General features: G+C 42.2%; 20 protein-coding genes and 2 pseudogenes. 5 read left to right on the top strand and 17 right to left on the bottom strand.

Going from position 1 to position 22,284, the window contains the following annotated elements; translation table 11 throughout:
* From G3352_RS12720 to G3352_RS12705, 4 genes and pseudogenes are all read right to left on the bottom strand, one after another.
* Positions 1–439, bottom strand: a pseudogene (locus G3352_RS12720) (sensor histidine kinase); the annotation flags it as partial.
* 174 nt (positions 440–613) lie between these two features.
* Entirely contained in the window at positions 614–2,119 is a 1,506-nt protein-coding gene (locus G3352_RS12715) for an ABC transporter substrate-binding protein (protein ID WP_240343053.1), read from the bottom strand.
* 83 nt (positions 2,120–2,202) lie between these two features.
* The gene (locus G3352_RS12710) at positions 2,203–3,132 is read right to left on the bottom strand and encodes a carbohydrate ABC transporter permease (protein WP_163757009.1); all 930 of its coding nucleotides are present in this window, start codon (positions 3,130–3,132) and stop codon (positions 2,203–2,205) included.
* Between the two features lie 20 nt (positions 3,133–3,152).
* Positions 3,153–4,097 carry an ABC transporter permease gene (locus G3352_RS12705; protein WP_076291380.1) on the bottom strand — a complete coding sequence of 315 codons (945 nt, stop codon included), beginning with the start codon at positions 4,095–4,097 and terminating at the stop codon, positions 3,153–3,155.
* Positions 4,098–4,455: 358 nt separating this feature from the next.
* On the opposite strand from G3352_RS12705, the gene G3352_RS12700 reads away from it, so the two are divergent.
* Together G3352_RS12700 and G3352_RS12695 are read left to right on the top strand one after the other, a co-directional pair.
* Positions 4,456–5,067: a CPBP family intramembrane glutamic endopeptidase gene (locus G3352_RS12700; RefSeq protein WP_163757007.1), complete on the top strand. Its 612-nt coding sequence runs from the start codon at positions 4,456–4,458 to the stop codon at positions 5,065–5,067.
* Between the two features lie 23 nt (positions 5,068–5,090).
* Positions 5,091–5,843, top strand: a complete 753-nt coding sequence (locus tag G3352_RS12695) for a MerR family transcriptional regulator (RefSeq protein ID WP_163757005.1) — start codon at positions 5,091–5,093, stop codon at positions 5,841–5,843.
* A gap of 71 nt (positions 5,844–5,914) precedes the next feature.
* Here the strand turns inward: G3352_RS12695 and G3352_RS12690 are convergent, their stop codons facing one another.
* Together G3352_RS12690 and G3352_RS12685 are read right to left on the bottom strand one after the other, a co-directional pair.
* Positions 5,915–7,213: an NCS2 family permease gene (locus G3352_RS12690; RefSeq protein WP_163757003.1), complete on the bottom strand. Its 1,299-nt coding sequence runs from the start codon at positions 7,211–7,213 to the stop codon at positions 5,915–5,917.
* 354 nt (positions 7,214–7,567) lie between these two features.
* Entirely contained in the window at positions 7,568–8,368 is an 801-nt protein-coding gene (locus G3352_RS12685; RefSeq protein WP_163757002.1) for a GNAT family N-acetyltransferase, read from the bottom strand.
* A gap of 330 nt (positions 8,369–8,698) precedes the next feature.
* Here G3352_RS12685 and G3352_RS12680 point away from each other — a divergent pair, with 330 nt between their 5' ends.
* Positions 8,699–9,100, top strand: coding sequence for a VOC family protein (locus G3352_RS12680; RefSeq protein WP_076291385.1), 402 nt, complete (start codon positions 8,699–8,701; stop codon positions 9,098–9,100).
* An 82-nt stretch (positions 9,101–9,182) separates the two neighbouring features.
* Here the strand turns inward: G3352_RS12680 and G3352_RS12675 are convergent, their stop codons facing one another.
* The 3 genes from G3352_RS12675 to G3352_RS12665 form a co-directional block, all read right to left on the bottom strand.
* Positions 9,183–9,611: a nucleoside 2-deoxyribosyltransferase gene (locus tag G3352_RS12675; protein WP_163757000.1), complete on the bottom strand. Its 429-nt coding sequence runs from the start codon at positions 9,609–9,611 to the stop codon at positions 9,183–9,185.
* A gap of 55 nt (positions 9,612–9,666) precedes the next feature.
* On the bottom strand, positions 9,667–10,011 hold the full coding sequence (locus G3352_RS12670; RefSeq protein ID WP_481856286.1) for an HAD hydrolase family protein: 345 nt from the start codon (positions 10,009–10,011) through the stop codon (positions 9,667–9,669).
* Between the two features lie 571 nt (positions 10,012–10,582).
* On the bottom strand, positions 10,583–11,326 hold the full coding sequence (locus G3352_RS12665) for an SDR family NAD(P)-dependent oxidoreductase (protein ID WP_163756998.1): 744 nt from the start codon (positions 11,324–11,326) through the stop codon (positions 10,583–10,585).
* A 159-nt stretch (positions 11,327–11,485) separates the two neighbouring features.
* Here G3352_RS12665 and G3352_RS12660 point away from each other — a divergent pair, with 159 nt between their 5' ends.
* Complete coding sequence (locus G3352_RS12660; RefSeq protein ID WP_163756996.1) at positions 11,486–12,619, top strand: LuxR C-terminal-related transcriptional regulator; 1,134 nt, start codon at positions 11,486–11,488, stop codon at positions 12,617–12,619.
* Here the strand turns inward: G3352_RS12660 and G3352_RS12655 are convergent.
* The 7 genes and pseudogenes from G3352_RS12655 to G3352_RS12625 all read right to left on the bottom strand — a co-directional run.
* Positions 12,608–13,912 (bottom strand): sensor histidine kinase, encoded by a 1,305-nt coding sequence (locus G3352_RS12655; protein ID WP_163756994.1) that lies wholly within the window; start codon positions 13,910–13,912, stop codon positions 12,608–12,610. The two genes, G3352_RS12660 and G3352_RS12655, sit on opposite strands and share 12 nt — an antisense overlap.
* Positions 13,887–14,585, bottom strand: a complete 699-nt coding sequence (locus G3352_RS12650) for a response regulator transcription factor (protein WP_163757025.1) — start codon at positions 14,583–14,585, stop codon at positions 13,887–13,889. The genes G3352_RS12655 and G3352_RS12650 overlap by 26 nt, the downstream gene beginning before the upstream one ends.
* Positions 14,586–15,524: 939 nt before the next feature.
* The gene (locus G3352_RS12645) at positions 15,525–16,733 is read right to left on the bottom strand and encodes a CynX/NimT family MFS transporter (RefSeq protein WP_163756992.1); all 1,209 of its coding nucleotides are present in this window, start codon (positions 16,731–16,733) and stop codon (positions 15,525–15,527) included.
* Positions 16,730–17,422, bottom strand: coding sequence for a FadR/GntR family transcriptional regulator (locus G3352_RS12640; RefSeq protein ID WP_163756991.1), 693 nt, complete (start codon positions 17,420–17,422; stop codon positions 16,730–16,732). The genes G3352_RS12645 and G3352_RS12640 overlap by 4 nt, the downstream gene beginning before the upstream one ends.
* A gap of 234 nt (positions 17,423–17,656) precedes the next feature.
* A complete protein-coding gene (locus G3352_RS12635) occupies positions 17,657–19,645 on the bottom strand; it encodes a Na+/H+ antiporter (RefSeq protein ID WP_163756989.1) in 1,989 nt (662 codons plus the stop codon).
* Between the two features lie 121 nt (positions 19,646–19,766).
* Complete coding sequence (locus G3352_RS12630) at positions 19,767–19,976, bottom strand: hypothetical protein (RefSeq protein ID WP_205524852.1); 210 nt, start codon at positions 19,974–19,976, stop codon at positions 19,767–19,769.
* A pseudogene (locus G3352_RS12625) lies at positions 19,924–20,348 on the bottom strand (family 16 glycosylhydrolase); the annotation flags it as partial. The pseudogene G3352_RS12625 and the gene G3352_RS12630, both read right to left, overlap by 53 nt.
* Positions 20,349–20,469: 121 nt before the next feature.
* Between G3352_RS12625 and G3352_RS12620 the strand changes: the two are divergent.
* Positions 20,470–21,576, top strand: coding sequence for an FAD-dependent monooxygenase (locus G3352_RS12620; RefSeq protein WP_163756986.1), 1,107 nt, complete (start codon positions 20,470–20,472; stop codon positions 21,574–21,576).
* Between the two features lie 188 nt (positions 21,577–21,764).
* Here the strand turns inward: G3352_RS12620 and G3352_RS12615 are convergent, their stop codons facing one another.
* Complete coding sequence (locus G3352_RS12615) at positions 21,765–22,253, bottom strand: NUDIX hydrolase (protein ID WP_099858902.1); 489 nt, start codon at positions 22,251–22,253, stop codon at positions 21,765–21,767.
* Positions 22,254–22,284 lie beyond the last annotated feature (31 nt).

Below are 22,284 nucleotides of genomic sequence, written 5' to 3'. Positions count from 1 at the left end.
CGCCGTTACTGGCAAACCGCACTACGTTGCCTCGTTCCTCAGTATGTAGACTCACCTGGATGATATCTTCCTGCCCGCTGCCGAGAAAAGCTTTCACGTCTTCTGGAAACGAAGCGAGAGGCTGATCATAGCGGCTGTTCTGGAGTCTTCCCGTCAGATAGCCTTCCGCACTATTGGCGAGAAAAAAACGAACGTCTGCCACCAGACCGTTATTAGAGTAAACTCGCTGTAAATAGGCTTCAATCCGCTCAGCATCGTTTTGAAGAATGCTTTCAACCCGGGAGAATGCATCTGCCGCTTGATTCTGAGCATTCTCTAACCACTGCTGCAGCAAGACAAGCGTGGTCAACACGCTTAAAATCAGACCCATGAATAACGTGAAAATCGCGTAAGCAATAAATTTGCGGCGGTAGATTTTGATTTGAAAGAAGGAAAACATGCAGCTCTCCTTAGCAGTTGGATTATATTGAGACTTATAGTTTTAACATATAGCTATTTGTCGGACAAATCAATCCGTTATAAGCTTAAATTAAACACAAATGTCTCCAATAAGATTGGAAAACCCGAACGGCCACAACGGCTCCGTTCGGGTTATTGTCGCAAGTTTCAAGAATTATGATTTGAAATATGCGTTGATCTGTTCTTGGGCGGCTTCCATAATCTTATCCAAGCCAGCTTTCTTCAACTCTTCTATAATTTGCGGTATCTTCTGCTCTGGATCGGATGCGCCAGTGATCAACTCATAATTGTATTTGTTCCATACAGCCTTCACATTCGCTACTTCAGTGCCGAGTTCGCTAATATCCAGTGCAAAGCCAAGGATCGAAGATGAAGTGGCTGCTTCATTCAGTTTGCGGACCTGATCCCACTGATCTTCAGGTGCGCCTTTTGTGACAGCCATGTTGAAAAATGTTCCTTGCGTATAGGCCGCCAATGGCCACGAATCCGTTTTCCGTTCAACTGTATTGTCGTTTACATAATCGAAATCGACGCCCTCTTCGCCATAGGCAAGCATATTGCGCAGCTTGGAGTCGGTGTTTATCAGTTCCAGATATTTAAGCGCTTCTTCCTTGTACTTGGAGTTGGCAGAGATTGCGTTCATGGATCCCTGGATTGTGCTGGTTGTATAGATCGGACCCAGAATTTGAACCATGTCGTATTTATCAATACCCGCGGAGATCTGCCAATTCACTTCTGCACCAGGGAACGCCTGCGCACTGAAGAACGGGCGATAAGGGTCAGCCTCGATCTTGGTCGGCGCATCCGGATTGATAATACCGTCCTTATACCATTGATGCATGAGCTTCAGCTTTTCCTGTATATCCGGTTGTTCCAGAACAGAAACGACTGTGCGGGATTCATCTTCGGCCTTGACGCCGATCGGCTGAAAGCCGAGAGTCATATCGTCATAGTCATTAAAGAAACCGTTAATGCCCTCTCCCTGAGTCAAGGACAGTGGATAGAACCCTTTGCCTTCACCAGCCTTGATATCACGGAATGGCTTGTCCAGATCCTGTAGTGTCTTGATGCTGCCGAGGTCGACATTGTACTTTTGAACGAGCGCATCGTCAAACACCCAGTACTGGGTTAATGAAGAATCCTTATACGTTGGAACAGCGTAAATCTTGCCACCAACTTTTGTACCATCCCACACCAATTCTGGGATGTAGCTGTGCAATTCCGGCACCGTGCTTGGCACAAGGTCGGTAATATCCGTGAAAGCACCCATGTTGACCTGTTGACTGTATTTTCCGTTATTCGTAAACATAATGTCGAAAGCTTCACCGGAGTTTACAATCGTATTGATCTTAGTGTCCCAATCGCCCCAACTGGCAACGCGGAGATCGATTTTTACACCAATCTTCTCTGCCGTATATTCGTTTATCTTCTCAATTGCCTTATCAAAATTGGCTGGCACTTGTCCGCCGATCGTCCACCACACCAGCGTAGGTACCTCGCCGGAACCTTCGCCTGCATTCGATCCTGAGTTTTCCGATGGCGTGTTGTTTGACGCGTTATTGTTGTCTGAACCGGAACAACCTGTTAAACCAAAGATAGCCAGCGTTACCACTCCAATCAAAAGCGGAGCTTTCATCCATGCTTTAAACCTTGTCCTCATTCCTCTATTCCCTCCCTTAAGTTAACACGCACCGATCCTGTACAAAATTATGATAAACCTGAAATTTCCAGATTTATTTCGATTTATCCCTTAACTGCACCGACCGTCAAACCGGAGATAAAGTATTTCTGGAAGAACGGGTAAGCCAGAGCAACGGGCAGTACAATAATGATCGCAACAGCCATACGTGCCGATTCTTTGGGCATCGTGGCGACAAGCTCAGCATAGCTTATGCCCATCGTCGAAGCGTTTTTAGCCAGCGCATCAACGTTGCTCATCAGGCTGTTCAGTAGTGCTTGCAGCGAATACAAGCTTTGGTCGTCAATATACAACATCGATTGAAACCAGTCATTCCAGTACGAGAAGCAGAGAAACAGTCCAATCGTCGCTAGAACAGGCAGTGAGATCGGAAGCACGATTGTGAAGAAGATGCGGAATTGACCTGCTCCGTCGATTTCAGCCGATTCGATCAGCCCGTCCGGAATGGTCGTCTTGAAAAAAGTTTTGCAGATGATGACATTAAAGGAGGACACGGCTAAGGGTAGAATTAGCGCCCAGATTGTGTTGCTTAATCCCAACATCGTCGAATTGATGTAATAGCTGGAGACAAGACCGCCGTTAAAAACCATTGGGATGAATACAATCCATGTCAGCAGTCCTTTTAGTTTGAATTGGGGACGGGACAGTGCATAACCCATCGAAGTGGTGAGCAGTACGCCGATCAGCGTGCCTACTACCGTAACGAATACGGAGACTCCGAGTGCACGTATAATCATCGAGCCCTGCTTAACGATATAGTTGTAGGACTCAGCCGAGAATGCCGACGGTAGGAGTTGGTAACCGGTCTCTCGAATGGAAGCCTCGCTAGACAGTGAAATGGATAGCACTACGACGATAGGGACTACGCATAACAAAGCTAAAATGATAAAGATGAGGTGAAAAAAAATGTTTGTTACTTTGCCGACTCGATTAAACTTTTCAAGACCGGAATCGTAGCTTGATTGTGTTGACATCTTATCTTCCTGCCTCCTCTCTAAATCAGTGCGCTTTCTGGATCAACTTTGCGAACGATCCAGTTCGCGAATAGGATCATTCCACAGCCCAGTACAGATTGCATGAAGGCAGAGGCGGACGCCATACCAACCGTCGCGGTTTTGAGTTGTTTGTACACGAGCACATCGACCGTCGTGGTTACGTTGTAGAGAGAATTGGAGTCCCGTGGCACTTGGAAGAACAAACCAAAATCCGTGGAAAAGATGCCTCCGACTGACAGGATAAACATCAGCACAATAACAAATTTCATTAAGGGCAGCGTAATATAGCGTGTCTGCTGCCATTTGTTAGCGCCATCAATGACGGCCGCTTCGTAATAGGTCGAATCCATGCTTGTGATTGTCGCCAAGTAAACAACCATCCCATAGCCGAGACCCTTCCACATGTTCATAAATACAAGGAGATAAGGCCAATAGGATGGTTCCATGTACCAGTTTTTTGGATCCTGGTTGAAATGGGTCAGAACTTGATTGGCTATCCCCTTGTCATAGCTCAGGAATGCCCAAAGCACCGCGGAAACGACAACCCAAGATAGGAAATACGGGAGAAACATCATCGTTTGATAAACCTTGGCTGCCTTGCGGCTGTGCAGCTGTCCAACCATCAATGCAAGTGACACAGGCACGATGATACCCAGAATAATAAAGATCATGTTGTAACCGATTGTATTGCGAATTACGATCCAGACGTCATTCGAACTGAACAGGAATTCAAAGTTTTTGAACCCGATCCAGTCGCTGTTTATAACATTACTAAGAAAATTCCCGTGAATCTTGAAATTCTTGAAAGCGATAATGACACCGAACATCGGCAAGAAGCTGAACAAAATGTACCAGATTGTGGTCGGAAGCACGAGCAGTGTGAGCTCAGTATCATGCTTGCGCCAGCGTGTTCTTACTCTTTTGCGGGTGACTTTTGCTCCCATATCATTCTTCCCTTCTTGTAGAACCTACCCTCGATTAGTTGTAATTCTATGAAAATCGCCAGATGATTCCTAGATCAAAAACGTAAGACAATAGTCAAAAAACAATAGGTTTCCGTATATTTCACATCGATTTTTCATTGTGATTTTCTAATCGACTTATTTCGATAAACAAAGGAAGTCGCTAACAGAAAGACCTTGCGAGTTGTCACCCTCAAGGTCCGGAAATCAGATATGGCACAAATCTTCCTATCCTCCATTTGGGACAAGAACTTGGTTTCTTAAAAATAAAAGCAAATGTTGCGGGGGACGTTACGTCACAATCTATAATGAAAAAAAAAGAGTTAAGAGGAGTTTAATTATGACTAACCCCAATGCAAAGGAACAGTATAAAATCCTGTTGAAAGCATCACTAACGCTAACATCATTTCTTTTTATTGGATTGGTTTTTATTGGGATATTTAAGTGGGGAGAAATGTTCCCATTTATAGCTTCCTTATTTATACCAAACAAGATTAGTATTTTATCCGCTGTACTCATTGGTCTTATTTCTAGTTTGTTTATTACAACTATTGTTCTAATTACGTTCATCAAAACAAGAACAGAACTACCCAAAACTGAAGGATCAGATATGATCAAAAAAATAATGATCAGACCAAGTGGTATAGCTGTATCTGCAATAGGTGGTGGTGTTTTTGAAGAATTCTTTTTTAGAGGTGTCCTGATCGGATTATTTATTGGATACTCTATAATAGTGGATTGGCTCGTTATTCTAGTAAGCACTTTTCTATTTTGGGTAATACATGTTCCCCAATATAAAGGAGCCACCGGTATCCTTACTGGTGTGTTTGTAAATGGTTTGATTTTTGCACTACTCTTTTATTTTACCGGGTCGTTAATCCCGCCGATGCTTGCCCATGGGATTTATAATACTTCTATTGGAATTATTCTGGCGAAAAAATACAAGAAATGATTTTTTGAAAAGAGGAATTTTAGATGAGATTAACGGTGAGTAAATTTGCAAAACTGGCAAACACAACGGTTCGTACATTACGACATTATCGACAACTTGGCATATTAGTACCCTCACAAAAAAATGAAAATGAACATTATATATATGTAAATGAGGATTTTAAAAGGCTTCATGAAATCCAATTATTGCAAAGTCTAGGTCTTTCATTAAACGAGATTAAAGTCTGTTTGGATAATCCAAATTATTCTTTCAATGAAATCATTAGAGTTCAAGAACAATCACTACGGCAGCGCAGAGAAGCAATTGATTATTCTTTAGCATCAATTGAACGAATCAAATTGGTAACCGAGCAAGATCAACTCAATGAATCAAATTCTGAAATACTTATGCTCCTTATGAATTCCATGCGTGTTGAGCAGGCTCAAAAAAAGCTTTTACAAAAGTATGTCTCTGTAGATATTATCCATCAGGTGTTTCCAGAGGATATCACTAAGCAAACATACTTGGATGGACAACTTTACAATTTGTTATTGCTTGTCCATCGAGCTATCGTAAATGATCTTAAACCAGACCATCCTTTCATACAGCAGCAGTTGCACGGTATATTGGCAGATACTCCATTAAGTAATCTGATTTTCAATGACGGGGTAGATAACGAAGAACTGTATAAAAACGTAAAACCCTATGAGTCGTTGGTGCCTAAGCATACCATGGATTTTTTAAAAGAAGCATTTGAGGTATTAAATACGAATAAGAATTCTTCTCTGAAGGATTAAACCGAGGACTACATATAAAAAAGGAGAGCTGCCTTTATATAAGCAGTTCTCCTTTTTGATTAGACCGTTTCTTAGTGGTCCAGGAATACAAGCTGAATGAAGAACAATACGGCAAAAATGTAGAATATCGGATGAACGTCCTTACCCTTTCCGCGAAGCAGCTTGAGTACCGGATAGAAAATAAAGCCAACACCGATCCCTGTCGCAATACTGTGCGTCAACGGAGTAAGTATGATAATCAAGAAGGCAGGAAATGTTTCTTCGAGATCCTTCCAGTTGATTTTGCTGATTACGCTAATCATAAAGTAACCCACAATAATCAGTGCCGGAGAAGTAATCGCCGGGATACCTGATATGACACTTACGATCGGTGTAAAGAACAACGTAAGAGCAAGCAGTACACTTACCGTTACCGCCGTCAGCCCTGTTCTTCCTCCTGCAGCCACCCCTGTGCTGGACTCGATATAAGCCGATGTTGGGCTCGTTCCGAGCAATGCGCCAGTGGTAGTCCCTACGGCATCTGCCAATAGGGCGCCGCGTGAGCGCGGAAATTTACCTTCCTTCAGCAGTCCTGCTTGCTCAGCAACGCCGAGCATGGTCCCCGTCGTATCAAACAGCGTGATCAACAGGAATGTAAATATGATGGTATACAAACCATTAGAGAATACGCCTGCCAAATCCAATTGGAAAGCCGTTGACGCGAGGCCTTGCGGCAAGGATACAATCGACTCCGGCATTTGAAATAGTCCCATGATCCAGGCAAGAACCGCTGTGACTACCATTCCGATGAACAGATAACCTTTTACATTGTAAGCCATAAGCACAACAGTGATAATTAATCCGATAATGGTCAAGTAAGTCATAGGTTCTGCCAAGTTCCCGATCGTAATCAAATTCGATTCTGAATCGGCGATAATCCCGGAATTTTGCAGACCTACCGTAGTAATAAACAATCCGATACCTGCTGTTATCGCGTGCTTAAGGCTCGCAGGAATGGCATCAAGCAGCATGTAACGAAATGAAGTAAGCGATAAAATAATAAACAAAAGCCCTGCTATAAATACCGCTCCCAGTGCAACCTGCCAAGACACACCATATCCAGCAACTACACTATAGGCAAAGAATGCATTCAGACCCATACCAGGCGCTATGACAATCGGATAATTGGACCCGATTCCCATAATCAGCGTCGCCACAATACTTGCCAACACCGTAGCAATGAATACGCCGTTAAAGTCCATCCCCGTACTGCTGAGTATTCCTGGGTTTACGATCACTATGTATACCATCGTGAAAAATGTCGTAATCCCTGCGATGATCTCCGTTGATACGGTCGTGCCTCTTTCTTTTAGTTTGAACCAATTGTCCATGATTAAAGCCAGCCTCCAACTTTCAAATTATTCACCAAAGCTAAAAACAAAAAAATCCTAATCATCGTCATAGGATTGTAATATTACCGCTCCTATATTCGTCATTAGGATTAAAAAGCTAAGATTCTAAACCAGTGATAAGGATACTTATATCTGCTTTACCCTGATGCCCTTTCGAATTTTAATAAATATTACACTCATTGTCAATGAATTAACGTATTGTTCACAGTTATTTACGAACTATATAGAGATGATATGGAGTGTTCATTCGTTTTTTAGAGTAAGCTACACTGAATTTAGTTCTTGTACCAATCAAACAAAAAAAGCCGCTAAAGTAGCGACTATAGATTTGGACTATATTTTTGTCGTGGATAAAGTAAAATTGACAATATAAAGTTCCATTGTTGTTTGATACCCCAAGCCTTCATATAAGCGAACAGCAGGCACGTTATTTGCTAAAACGCCCAGATAAACATCTGGTGACCGTTTTTTACCGAGGTGTGTCAATTCACTGGTTAGGCGTTTAGCTAATCCTCTGCCTCTGTAATCTAACCTGGTAACAATATTCCCAAGCTCTACTAGCTGAGAGTCATAAAAATGGTAGCCACCAACAGCTATGAAATCTTCCCCTTCCTTAATTCCAAGAAAAGGGTAATTCTCTAACTCACTTCTTGTGAAAAACCTCATTTCCCCACTATGTAAAAAATCAATTACCTTAGAATATTCATTTTCATTTATCCTTTTTGCAATGTGAGTTTCAAGGAGTTTCGATTCATCCTGATGTTTCATCGTTAGAAAACGCTGAGGAATTCCTTTGATGAGACCGAAGGATTGAAAAAGTTCAAGGTCCCGTTGACAGAGTATCGTGCCACATACAGCACTTTCATCAAGTTGGATCGTTTCTCTTGTAAAAGCAACGAGTTCTGGCAAAAAGATGTCCCGACCTTCAACTCGGAAGAAAGAAAATGCTGGAAAGGATAGTTCGCTATAATAAGCTAATACGGCTGTAAGTTGACTATTCATAAATTGACCAACATATTGAGCCTTATCCATACGTTGCGTTACATAACTATAAAAAAGCAAATTCTGTTCTGTATTAATGTTGGGCAATAATTCAATAATTGTATCGTGAGTAAGCAAGCGATGCGAAATCATTTTAACACCTCTCAACCTATAATTTCTTATTCTCTTTTTTATCTTGTTTTCGTTCAACAAATACCCAGATATAGTATGCCAACCAAAATACAATAGGAACTAAGAATACATATGATCTCTGGTTTGCTGGAAGAAAGTAAATTACAAACAGTCCAATGATTAACATCGGTGGCATCAGGATAAAGTACTTCTTCTTATCTATGTCCATCCCTCCATTTGTTCAATATTCATAATAATAACATTCATTTATTTCTTTGATAAGATTCGCATCTGCTGCCAGAAGTAGAGTATATTAAGCTTAGTTAAAATTTTAACTAGGAGGCGACAGCCATGCCACAAGAAATCTGGATTAACCTGCCTGTCAAAGATGTTGAGAAGTCAACTGCCTTTTTCAATGAGATTGGATTCCAAGCGGTGAGCGTTGGGAACGAAAGAGCCAAGCTTTCCATAGGTCAAACAGCTATTCTATTGTTCCCGGAGTCAGCGTTTGAGAAATTTACAGGTTCAAAAACAGCAGATACTTCCCATAGCGCAGAAGTAATATTCTCTATTGGCGCTGAAAGCAGAGAAGAAATAGATACCTTTATTCAAAAAGTGGAGTTTGCTGGAGGAAGTATCTTTGGCAAACCGAGTGAAAGCGACGGCTGGATGTACGGCGCAGGATTTGCCGACCTGGACGGTCACCGCTGGAACCTGCTATACATGGATGAGAGTAAAATGCCGAAAAAATAAGCGAAATGCCGGTCACCTATTAAGGTCGCCGGCGTTTGTTTCATATGGTACTTCGTACCGTTTTATTTGTATTTCTGATCAATTATGAGGGTGCACTTATTTTTTGTAATGTAAGATCTAATTGTTCTTTGAGTTCTTCCACATTATGACAAACAACTGAAGAATTCATCAACATGAGTTGTCCCCATTGATTGATATCGAATTCACCTTCATTTAGACAAAAGATGGGTTTCTTATGCGCATAAGCATAACCAAGCTCCCAGCAGGTATTACTTAAATTCAAGCCATTGTTGTTTATAACAGCGACAAACATATCACATTCTTCTATCGCCTTAACAGTGAATTTGAACATTTCATCTCTACTTTTTGAGTCCAGAAATTGAGTTTCTATGTCTCTATGTGGTAGATGTGTGGTTAAGAAATGTGCTTCCATAATCGTATTTAACCGTTCCAATTTCCGTCGTTCCCCAGAAGTAAGTATAGAGCCTGACAAATACACATTTTTATGCAAATATCCCACGCTCCTTTTCACAGGCTTTGTCATATAGTAATTTCTATTTGTATGTTTAGTGGCAGTGCTTCTGTAAATCCATCATTTTTTGAATGGTTATAAGAACGCCGTTTTCTCCATCACCGAACGACATCGTTTCCTCCGCGGTTACCCCCAGCATATCCTGTAATTTTTTCACCGTTTCGCCTTTATGAGTATGAAGAGCAGTAATATCCAGCCATCTGGCTTCAGAGTCGACAATATAGATTTGGTCATTTAACGTTTGTTCTACATGTTTTCTAAGCAATGTGCTTCTGCCTTCAGTATCAAATACGGTTATTTTGATAAAATCACTCTTGATTTCGGAGAAGGAATCCACTTTTATGACTTGTTCATAAGAGCCTTTAACTACGTTGTACATATCATCAGAGATAGAGGAATGTACGTATGCGCACTTCATTAAAAAGTTCAATATCAAACGAACCTTGATTATTCAAAAATGTTCCGTCCAGATCAGTTACTACAAGTTTGATCATTTAAAATCCTCCGAGTTCAGGCTGGATTTATCATTCGTCTTTATAAAGCATACTTATTAAGTATCTATGGCAAATCCTTTATCTATTCAAAGAGATTATTAATGGATCGAACTGGCTTCACTTCTATAGGTTGATTCGACAATTTCAAAGCCGCATATGCCCCAATCCAAATGATAGCTGCTAAAATTATATATACCATAACGCTCACCTCCTGTATCTCCGTTGATCTTCTAATGTAGCTAGTGCGTTTTGTAACCCTCTTTATAAAACAACTTTATAAAGTCAGTATGCAGCAAACCTCAATGCTCTGTCAAAGGGTAATTAAGGAATCTTCTATAGCCTCCGCCGTATGTAAAAGAAAACCTCTAAATCAATGAAGAAGTCATCAATGATTTAGAGGTTTATTTCAATTTGAACATTGGTTTTCAGATAAAATCATCTTTTTTCTCACCAAAACTAATGTGCGGTATATCCTCCATCAACAAGCAAGGTTGTACCATTCACGAAACTAGCATCATCGCTGGCTAAGAATAACACAGCTTTTGCTACTTCTTCTGGTCGTCCAAGTCTGCCCTGTGGATGAAGTGAAGTTAAATATTCTTTGCTTTTTGCATCTACATTTTTCAACAGAGGCGTTTCAATGTATCCTGGACATACCGCGTTGACACGGATTCCCTCGCTTGCATATGAAGTACATAAATTCTGAGTTAACAGTTTAACGCCTCCTTTTGCCGAGGCATACGCTGTCGTTTTAGGCAACGCAACAAAGCTGTGGATTGAGCCAGCATTAACAATAACTCCACCATTTCCTTGCTTAAGGAACTGCTCAATCGCATATTTATCGGAAAGAAATACACCTGACAAGTTAATATCGATCGTCCGTTTCCATTTATCATATGACAATACATCAGCGATTTCGTCATCGGCAACCCCTGCATTTGCATACATAATATCCAGCTTACCGTATTTCTCAACGGTTTCATTAATCATGTGTTTAATATCTTCTTCTTTAGTCACATCTGTTTTGACAAATAACGTATCATGGCCTTCCCCGTTGAGTTCGGCAGCTAGTTCTTTACCATGTTCAGAGAAGTCAGCAATGACCACTTTTGCTCCTTCTTTTGCGAAAAGGCGAACGGTGGCTTCTCCAATTCCACTAGCACCACCTGTAACAATAGCTACTTTTTCATTTAATTTCATAAGATTCAACCGCTCCATTTCTTCATAGTAAGATTCATGAACTTGTACTCCTCAATCTTACTCCTTTAATTTTGAAATACTATCCTATAAAGTTCTGTGTAATAATGGATTGTATACCCCCCATTTGTAGGGTATTTCATTTGAAGGGAACGGCTTATTATGACACAAAATTTTCATCCATATACTGAAATGACTTTTCAGGAATTTGTATTATTTTTCAAAACGCATAGCAAACAGCTCGAAGAAAACACAAACATTTACCTGATCACGGAAGCTAATATCTCTGAAACACATCGGATCAAAACGGAAGTACTGATGAGATCCTTTTTTCAGATGTTTACTTATTCAGACTTGGATCATATGGATAATCATTATTCTTCTTATTTGGATACCTGGGTTCAATCCCAGCTAACTATTTTAAATATGGCAAGCTTACAATGGCTTCAAATTATATTGGAAAAAGCTTTACTAACACTATTAATACAACTGAAACATCAACGGATGTTGGACCCGCTCATGTTCCTGTTATCTGTCTTTTCGTATCTGATGCATAGCTTTCATAAGTGGGCTGATACGGAGTCTGGTAATCATGAAACGGAGGAAAATGACGAATTAAAAAGGCTGCGTTTGCTGGACCAATTAAGCCAACTCCTAGTCAGTTCTTCCGGAGCTTCAGATCTTGCCTTTATCCTGAAAAAATGTGAGAAGTATTTCAATTATAAACGTTGTGTCTTCTATGCATATGTACCTTGGTCCAACCAGTTCTATGGGGTCATTGGCGAAGAACTTCCGAAAATTCAGAGTATGAAAGGACAATTGACCGAGCAAAATCTAATCTTCAACTCTAAAAGACCGATCTATTTGAAAAATCCAAAACCTTATCTAAGGGACGAGCATATCCAGTTATTTCAGTTGTCTTCGATTATATTTATACCGATTGCCCACGAGCATCAATTGTATGGCTGGGTAACTTTTGACCAAATGGGAGATTCATTTGATTGCACGAAGGCTGAGCTGGATTTGCTTGAACAAGTGGGAAAAAGGATTGGTTTGTTTTTATCTAGGAAAGAGAAGGAAAACACCGCCAAAACGATGGCCATCGCTTTAACAGAAAGAGAGGCAACCGTTCTCGAACTTCTGGCGGAAGGTTATGATAACAAGAAAATCGCTTCCTTGTTGTTCCTCAGCGAGTATACAGTGAGAGATTACGTAAGCAGCTTGATGACCAAGCTACGTGCAAAAAATCGGACACAAGTCGTTGCCTATGCTTTCCGTTGGGGATTATTGAGTTAGTATGGGTAAATGCACAATAACATTGAATTGATCGCCGTGAATCTCGACTTTGATCTGCCCTCCATGCAACTCAACGATGCTTTTCACAATAGCCAGACCTAGTCCCGATCCCTCTGTCTGGCGGGATTCGTCTGCTCTTTTGAAACGTTCGAACAGTTCTTCCGCATCAAAATCAATCTCATAGGCAGAGGTGTTTTGAATTTTGAATCTTACCAGATCATCCGTCTCGTCCAAGTAAATATAGATGCGGGTTCCTGGAAGCGAATATTTCTGCGCGTTGTTAATTAGATTTTCAAATACACGCCATATTTTATTACCATCCAAATACGCATGGATCGGGAACTTGGCAATCCTCTCCCGCATTTCGAGCGACTCCTGTCCCATATGAGTGTTGGATTCGGCTATCGCTTGTGTCAATAACGTTGCCACATCGACGTACTCCATATCCAGCTCTATTGTACCGCTGGCCATCTTAGAGATATCGAACAGGTCTTCAATTAACAGCTTCAGTCGAAGCGACTTGCGCTCCAGCGTTTCAATATAGGCTCGGCTGGTTTCCGAAGAATGATTTTCTTTTTTTAATAAATCGACATAGTTGATAATCGAAGTAAGCGGAGTCTTCAAATCATGCGATACGTTGGTTATCAGTTCCGTTTTTAACCGCTCGCTTTTCATTTGATGTTCTAGCGCGCTTTGATACCCGGCTTTCATATTGTTAATATAGCCAGCAAGTTCAGATAGGGAATCGTTTCCGGCATCTTGAATTGAATTTTGAATATTTCCTTCGGCAATCTCTTTACTTCCATTGATGATGGCGATGAAACGTCTAAGCTTGGAGAGCATATAAGGAACCACAAACAGCACAAATAGCAACAAAAAAAGGATGAGCCATCCCTCTCCGTAATATGTGACTGCCTCCCAAAAACAAATGCCGGCTAAGGCGGTCAGCAGAAACATAATAATGAGGCCAAACGTTAATCTCCCGTTTTGCAGACTGGCTCTAAAGCCGCTTCTCCAAATATGGAAGTAATCTAGCAACACACTGCCATCCCAGAAGAAACGTTTATTATGAGGCGCCTTAAAATAACGAAACAGTCTGGATACCAACAAACCCAAGATAATAATGGAAAGCAGTTCCAAAATAAAACGTGAAGTTGAAAATCTCAGACCCACCCCCAAGTATGAATACTCGTTAATAAGTAAGAAGATCCCTAAAATAACTGCAATGATGAGGACAAAAGGGTCTATTCCAATCATTCGATCTGCTTTACTTTTTCTCGATTTTGTATCCAATTCCCCATACCACCTTTAAATATTTTGGGTCTTTAGGATTAATCTCAATTTTTTCACGAATGTTTCTCACATGTACGGCAACCGTATTCTCTGAAGCAAAAACCGGCTCATTCCACACGCGTTCATAAATTTCTTCAATCGAGAAAACTCTGCCCTTGTTCTCCATTAACAGCTCCAAAATTTTGTATTCCTTCGCAGTCAGTCTAACGTCCTCTCCATCCACTTCAACAGTTTTCGAGCTTTTGTTCAACACGAGTCCTTTTACTTGAATGATCTCTTCCCCGATGGAGTGAAAGGAACCTAAATTCGTAAACCGGCGTAGCTGAGATCGGACTCTAGCGACCAGTTCCAAGGGATTAAATGGTTTTGTTATATAGTCATCGGCTCCAACATTAAGTCCCAAAATCTTGTCACTATCCTCCGATTTGGCGGAAAGCATAATAATCGGTATATTTTTATCTTCACGAATTTTAAATGTCGTCTTGATCCCATCAAGCTGCGGCATCATGAGGTCCATGATAATAAGATGAATCGTTTCTTGTTCAAGGATCTCCAGTGCCTCCAATCCGTTAGAGGCCGTAAATACATCTACATCATTGCTTTTTAAGTAAATCACGAGAGCTTCTCGAATTTCCGGTTCATCGTCTACAACAAGAATATTATTGATCTCCATATTTCTCACCCTCATCGCGTAATCGCTCCTACAACTCTACAATACTTTGTGCAGACGCACCAGTTACGTAAAGCGAATACATTTTTCCATTTTCGTTTCATCAGACCATCATACACAATCTAAATGAAAAATCTCTGATATAAAAACGAAGGAATTTATGAAGTTTTTATACATCGTCAGAAAGTGATTGAGAATTGCACTTGAAAAGCTCTATGACTCCTTTGTAATTTCTCAAACTGCATTCGATGATAAATAAAAAACCAGTGAAAATTAAAATTCCACTGGTTTTACATTCTTATTATGTTTACACAGATTCTTTCAATACACAGGATTCCTAAGGTTACCAGCACCATTCATGAAAAAGAATATCTGAAAAGTCCATAGTAAAGAGGTCCGATCATGATAATTAATGTTATTAACATCCAAACTCTTCTCACCACAATTGGTAACTCCTCTAGTATTTCTTGACCTTCATAATCCTTTAGGAGCATCGTGAATGATATATCCCACAGAAAGGCTGCCACTGTAACGATTCTCCAGAAAACAGGAGTTAGAATAGTGGTTTCTGTAACGAACCCTAACAACCCAATCCATGTAATGACAGATACGACGAAATCTATTTTGCTAAGTTTTGATTTATACTTTCCTTTTAGTAAAAATGCGAGAGATGCTGTTCCTAGCAATCCAAGATACATCGTCCATAAAAAGTAAACCACTTACATTCCTCATTATTGTTAATTTCATATCTCCTTTTATCCCTTTTGCATTATAGCCAATCAATTCCGCAATTGATATATCAAAATACTTCCATACATAGGTGCTATTACGTTATCTGCTCACGGCCTACCTGATACGAGTTGATTCTCCAAATCTTATTCCGACTGTGCCGAGGTATTCGACGCTTTTCGTAAGCTCTGCTTATTCTTCTTTCCTTAAACCTTATACCGTGCGATTGCTGGATGCGCCCAAACCAAACAGGAGCAGCAAAGCGCTAACGCCAAGCAGAAGCAATAGCGGGGGGTTCCAGCTTGCCGTGATGTCATGAAGCAAACCAAACAAGATCGGTCCAGTAGCTGCCAGCAAATATCCTACGGATTGCGACATGCCGGACAAAGAAACTGTATCGTGGGCATCTTTCGTCCGCAAACTTAAAAAGATCATGGCCAAGCTGAACGCACATCCACCACCAATTCCGAGTAGAACTGTCCATAACGAAATGAGCGCATTTCCCCCAAAGTAAAGGCCTCCCAATGAAACAAACAACAGGATAGTCATGATGATGACCAGTAAACGTTGGTTCTTCATGCGTCCCGCAACAATCGGCACGATGAACGCTACGGGCAGCGCAGCAGTTTGAAACAGCGATAACATCCAACCGGCGCTGTCTTCACTCAATCCCCTGCTTGTCATGATTTCTGGCAACCAAGCGACCAAAACATAGAAAAGGAGAGACTGCATCCCCATAAAGATCGTAACCATCCATGCCAGAGGCGAACGCCACAGACTTCGACGCTTGAGCGCACCACTTGTTGCCGATACGGCAGCCCCCCCACTCGCCCGAGCTTGAGGCAACCAGAATAGCGCGGCCAACAGAACGAGTACGCCCCAAATGCCGAGCGCGCCATTCCAGCCGAAACCGAGGTCGCGGGCGACCGGAACACTGACACCGGATGCAATCGCCCCCGATAAATTCATCGATACGGAGTACACACCGGTCATGAGGCCAACTTGATGAGCAAAATCACGTTTGACCAGACTTGGAATGAGCACGTTGCACACCGCAATCGCCAGCCCTATCAATGCAGTACCTGCAAACAAAGAAGTTGTTGCGGCCAACGAACGGATCGCGATACCTACTATGAGTAAAACCAACGCATAAAGAAGGGTTCGTTCCACCCCAAGACGGCGTGCCAGAAAGGGGGCGAACGGCGAGAGCAGCGCGAAAGCAAGCAACGGCAGCGTAGTGAGCAGACCAGCCGTAGCATTTGACAGTCCGAGGGATTCGCGAATCGAGCTGATCAATGGGCCTACCGATGTTAACGGCGACCGCATAATCATTGCAATCAGGACGATGCCGAGGATGATTGGCCAAGCCAACGACAACGGTTTCTTCCCAATCGTTGACTTTGTATCGCTTAGTACGCTCATGACTGCTCATCTCCTTTGACCTCAAAAACAGCTTTCGATTCCGAAATATGACGGTGAACCGCTGCCACGGCACCATCGGCATCCTGATCAACAATCGCTTCAACCAGATGCCGGTGCATCTCCTTGAAACTCGCGCCGATTTCATAACGAGTCAAGCTGATAATCGTATCTTGTGATGCATCCGCGATATGGTTGTATAATTCAATTAAGATTTCATTATGAGACGCCGCGATGATGCCTTGGTGTAGACGGATATCCTCCGTTACCATTCCATCCATATCACCGCATGCTGCCGCCCCCTCCCAGCGTTCCAATTGGAGAAGAAGTTCGCGCGCCTCGTCGTCCGTTCTGCGCTGTGCGGCAAGATGGGCTCCCTCGCGCTCAAGCGCATGCCGGACTTCCAATGTCTGCATTGTGTCGGAGCGCATGATTCGTTTATGTAGCACAGCTCCCAGCACGCTCGAAGAGCAGACATACGTCCCGTCCCCTTGCTTCGTCTTCAAGAGTCCTGCGTGGACCAACGCCCGAATGGCTTCCCTCAATGTATTACGACTAACATTCAACTCGACCATCAATTCTGGTTCAGCAGGAATACGAGTCCCGACAGCCCACTTGCCAGATTCGATCTGTCTTTCCATTTGCAATGCGACTTGCTCGACCAGCGTCAGCCGATTTGTTTTCTGAAGCATACGTAAGCCCTCATTTCATCTATTTTTCAAACGTAGGATGTTTGGTTAATAGGTACTTTAACACATTTATATCCTCTAGACAACTACTTATCTAAAAACTGTCTATGGATAATCCGTGCGAGGATGTAGTTCCATAAAACAAAAAGAACCGCTAAAATAGCGGCTTCTTAATGGTTATCGTATAAGATCTATGCACTTGCCCTACGTTTTTGACAAGATAGATCGAGCTCTCTCTCAGCTTGTCTCTTCTCGCAAATCATGCTCCATGAATAGAATATCTCGTTTCATTTCCTTCACGCCTTGTCTTGAAATCCTTCCTGTCTCGAACATGGACTGGATGTTGTCTCTCTCCAGCTGAATTCCGACTCGGGCCAGCTCCTGCATCGATATACCAAACTCTTTTCGGGTGCCGGTGTCCTTTTCATTTCTGGTCAGACCCAACAGCATTCGTTCATACTGCAGAATTAGCGAGCTGACCATCTCCATATCCTGCTCGCCTTCTGCGAGTAGAACATTTAGCTGCTTAATGACATAAGCAATATTTTGAATTCTGAGACTATTCAATTCAGCCCGTCTTTCTCGGAAGCTTAACCGGACTTGCTGCAGCATCCCGAACACTTCGTCCCAATGCTTAACGGGGAAAAACTCTTTTTTATAACGGGCATCTCTTGTGTGCATAAACAACAGTTTGTTAATTCGGTTAAGATAACGGTACGCTGTGTATGGATTCACTTCTTTCTTTTCAAGCGCATGCAGCGTATTCTCTCTTTCCCATTTCAATACGGACAAACCCAAGGATCGCTGTGCCTTATCCTTCTTCTCATCTTTCTTGAGTGTTCGTATTCTGGAAGTATACGTATTGATGATTTGGGCGGTCGCAAGACGATTCTGGTCCGTGGTCAGTTCATTTAATCCGGTAACCACATTCCTCAGAATCTCAATTTTTGCCTGAATTTCGTCCTCTTCCTGTTCCGTTTGTGTTTCTTTACCCAATAAAAGCGGCAACAGATAGTTGGATGCCAGAAGAGTCCACAAGATAACTCCAGCCGCGAGGAAAATGATCAGATCTCTGGCTGGAAATGCAGTGCCATCATTAAGTAAAAACGGCAGTGACAAGGTACTCGCAAGTGTAATCGTTCCCCGAACTCCCGAAAGACTGAGGATAAGCGCCTTCTTCAACCTCAGCGCCCAAGGATCACGCGGTTTGGTCCCTTCGGAAATATCCATCAGCATGGCCCAGATGAGACGCAGTCCGAGTACAGCCAAAGTCAATAATAGTGTGTACATAATGATTTTAAAATTACCTATTTCGGGGTTACTCCAAATTGTCTGGATAATCTCAGGAAGCTGTGTTCCAAGCAAGAGGAAAACGAGTCCGTTTAATACAAAGATAATAACTGACCAGGTGCTTTTGGATACAACACTTAACTTGGCTACCTCAGGGTTCATTTTCTTGTAACCGAAAGAATGGGCAATTCCTGCGGCGACAACGGCCAGGATACCATTGACCCCTAATTCTTCTGCAGCCATGAAAATCAAAAATGGAGTCAGAATCTCAATCAGCATATGAAGCGTGACATTCTCCATTCCCAGTTTGCGCAACCACTTCACCACACCATATTTTACCAAGGTGAGCAGCAGGCCCAACACCACACCGCCAAGTGAAATCGCAATAAAGCTGATACTGGCCGTTTTGAAAGAGAATACACCTGTGACCATTGCGGCTACGGCAAACTGAAAGGAGACCAGCCCTGATGCGTCGTTTATCAAAGACTCTCCCTCAAGAATTTGCATTGTCTGATGGGGGATCTTCACTTTCTGCTCCAGTGCGCCTACGGCCACAGCATCGGTAGGCGCCAGTGCTGCTGCCAATGCGAAGGCTGCCGCCAGCGGAATGACCGGAAGTAACCAATTCAGGAAATATCCCATCACACCTACCGTTACAAAGACCAATCCTAGCGCTAGCAAAAGGATCGGTTTCTTTAGCTTCCACAGCGCTTCTTTATCCGCATGCCTACCATCATTGAACAGCAACGGGGCAATGAATAGAAGTAAAAACAGCTCCGGATTTAATTTCAGTTCATAGTGCAAGGGCAGCAAAGTAATCAACATCCCCAGCACGATTTGAATAATAGGCACGGAGATCGAAGGTATAAACCGGTTTACTAAATTGGATAAAGAGACCGCCACCAGCATCAATAAAATAAATTCAAACAATTCCAAACGAATCTTACCTCCATATTTATCTGTAATAAGCAGCTTTTCGTAAAACAGGTTTCGGTTACTAACAACAATTTATCTTATTGTAAATTGCATTTATGAACTGTATATGAATCGCTTGCCCCTAGGCTGCCCAGAGCACTCTTCCATAATCCCCCCAGCTATTTTTATCGGAATTGCCGATAATTTCATTAACATCCTCTACTCGAAATTTCTTTTCAGGAGGTACCTCGTGCTCTTGAAAAAACAAAAGCAGCCGCTGAGCGGCTGCTTCTGCATAACTAATTACTCGTATATTTAACCCAATCGTATTCAACGTACAATGGATTGGCACCGTTATAAACACCTAACCAACTATCAACCCCGGTCCCATTCCATATGTTCATCATAATTTTACCGGGAGTTATGGGGATATTGCTGGTTGCCAGTCGAAAGCATAGGTATGGAATCCCTGTGATGCATCAAAGCCAAGGTTAATAACCTTCTCATGACCACCGACCCCATTCGTAAAATAATTAAACTGCACTTTGGTCGTGTCTTTTCCTAAGAATTCAATATCAATCTCATCCCATTGCGTGCCATGAGCAGGTCCTGTGTAGGTGAAAAAGGAGGATACGATGCCTGTATTTTTGGCAGGCTTCATGCTGACTTCATACAACCCATATCCATAATTATTAGTGGAGCGATACTCCCCACAATCAAACTTGGCTTTTCTTGAGGAAAATATCAACGCCTGGCTCTGCACGAGCCATTCATATTCAGTTCACAAAGCTATTTTATTCTATACAACATCATTAGAAATATTATGGATCATAGGAGGAACGAATATGAAAAAAAATATTCTAGTTAGCGGGGCGAGTTTCGCCGGAATTTCAACAGCCTACTGGATGAAGCAGTTTGGCTACAACGTGACCGTTGTTGAGATCGCCGAAGGTCTTAAAAAAGGCGGAACACCTGTAAATATCCGCGAAAATACCGCCGACATCGCGAAACGTATGGGGCTTCTAGACCAAATCCAGTCGAATAAAATAGACATGGAATTAATGGAATTCAAAAATTCCGATGATGTCACTGAAAGAGTCGAAATCCGTGAGCAGCTTGCAGAAGATGAATATGAAATTGAGCGAAATGTATTGCTGGATATCATGTTCGAGGCTGTCCAAGATGACGTTGAGTTTATTTTCGGGGATAGCATTACGTCTTTAAAGGAAGAAGCTAATGGCGTTGAGGTAGCTTTCAAAGGAGGACAAAAACGCTCTTATGACCTGGTGTTCGGCTGTGATGGTATTCATTCGGTCGTCAGAAAATTATGGTTCGGCGAGGAAGCGGAATTTTCGCATTTTCTTCAAACGTATTTCTCTATCACGATCGTGGATAAGTTGTTGATCCGGGAGAATACGACACAGATGTACAACGAGCCGGGCAAGGCGGTCATGCTAAACTCTTATAACAATAAAACCGATATCGTGCTCTGCTTTTCTTCGGAGAAGGAGCTCCCCTACGACTACCGAAACGAGGAACAGCAGCGGGATATCATTTTGAATCAATTTTCCGGACTAGGCTGGCGAACGCCAGAATTGCTGGAAGAAGTGAAGAACTCAATAACTTTTTACTTTGACAAACTGTGCCAAATGAAAATGCCCTCGTGGACAAAAGGCAGGGTAGCGCTGGTCGGTGATGCTGGATACTGCGCCTCTCCGGCTGCTGGCATGGGTGGATCACTCGCAATCGATGGGGCGGCAGCCTTGGCCGATGCTTTCCATAAAAACCATGGGAACTATGAACTTGCGTTCCAAGAATATAATCAGAGTTTCCGTCCTCTCATCGAGGAAGTGCAAGCAAACGCGGAATTGATGGTAGATTTTCTTGTCCCAAGAACTGAAGAAGACATTCGCGAAATGATTTCGCAAACAGCATCCATCAAGGACATCTAGGGACCGCTCTGTAGGATATTGAGAGGATATCATTTGATGGTATTTTTTCAGTGTGTATTGGTTGAGTTTAATGATTAGGTCAAGTTCTTGTCCTCAGTTTGGAGCAAGAACTTGGTCCTTTAATTAAAAAAGCCGCTATTATAGCGACTTGGGTTGGAGCTATGTTCTTGTTTGATCCTTCGTACATTTTAAACACGCCTTTGAAGCTTGATATCACATTCTGACATTGTCCCCGTGACGTATTCGATATAATTCACAGAACCGTTAAAGTTCAAATAAGCTTCATAACGCATGCGGATGGCGGGTAATGTGATCCAATCCAGAACATTTTCCTTGGGAACCCACCTACATTCGCTCGTTTCATCAGAAGTCGCTAACTCTCCACCTACAGCCTTGCACACAAAATCAAACATCACTTTCGTAGGAACATCAGTTACACCGTCATACCACTTATGTACCGCTGTATTCGAAACAACATTAATTAAATGGTTAACCTCGGCATCTATTCCACTTTCCTCTTTAATTTCACGAATCACGCCATCAATCAGATTTTCTCCAACTTCAGTTATACCACCAGGATACACCCAACCATCGTCATGGGCTTTTACTAATAGGATATTTCCTTTTCCATCTTCTACAATTCCACCTGATGAGACAATATGTGTCGGAAACGCCATTTCACAACCTCCAAATTCGGTAAAGTTGTAT

Origin of the sequence: Paenibacillus sp. ALJ109b, assembly GCF_010747435.1 — a bacterium.
Classification (GTDB): domain Bacteria; phylum Bacillota; class Bacilli; order Paenibacillales; family Paenibacillaceae; genus Paenibacillus; species Paenibacillus taichungensis.
Note: the sequence above shows the minus strand (reverse complement) of the source record. Positions and strands in the feature narration are given on the sequence as shown.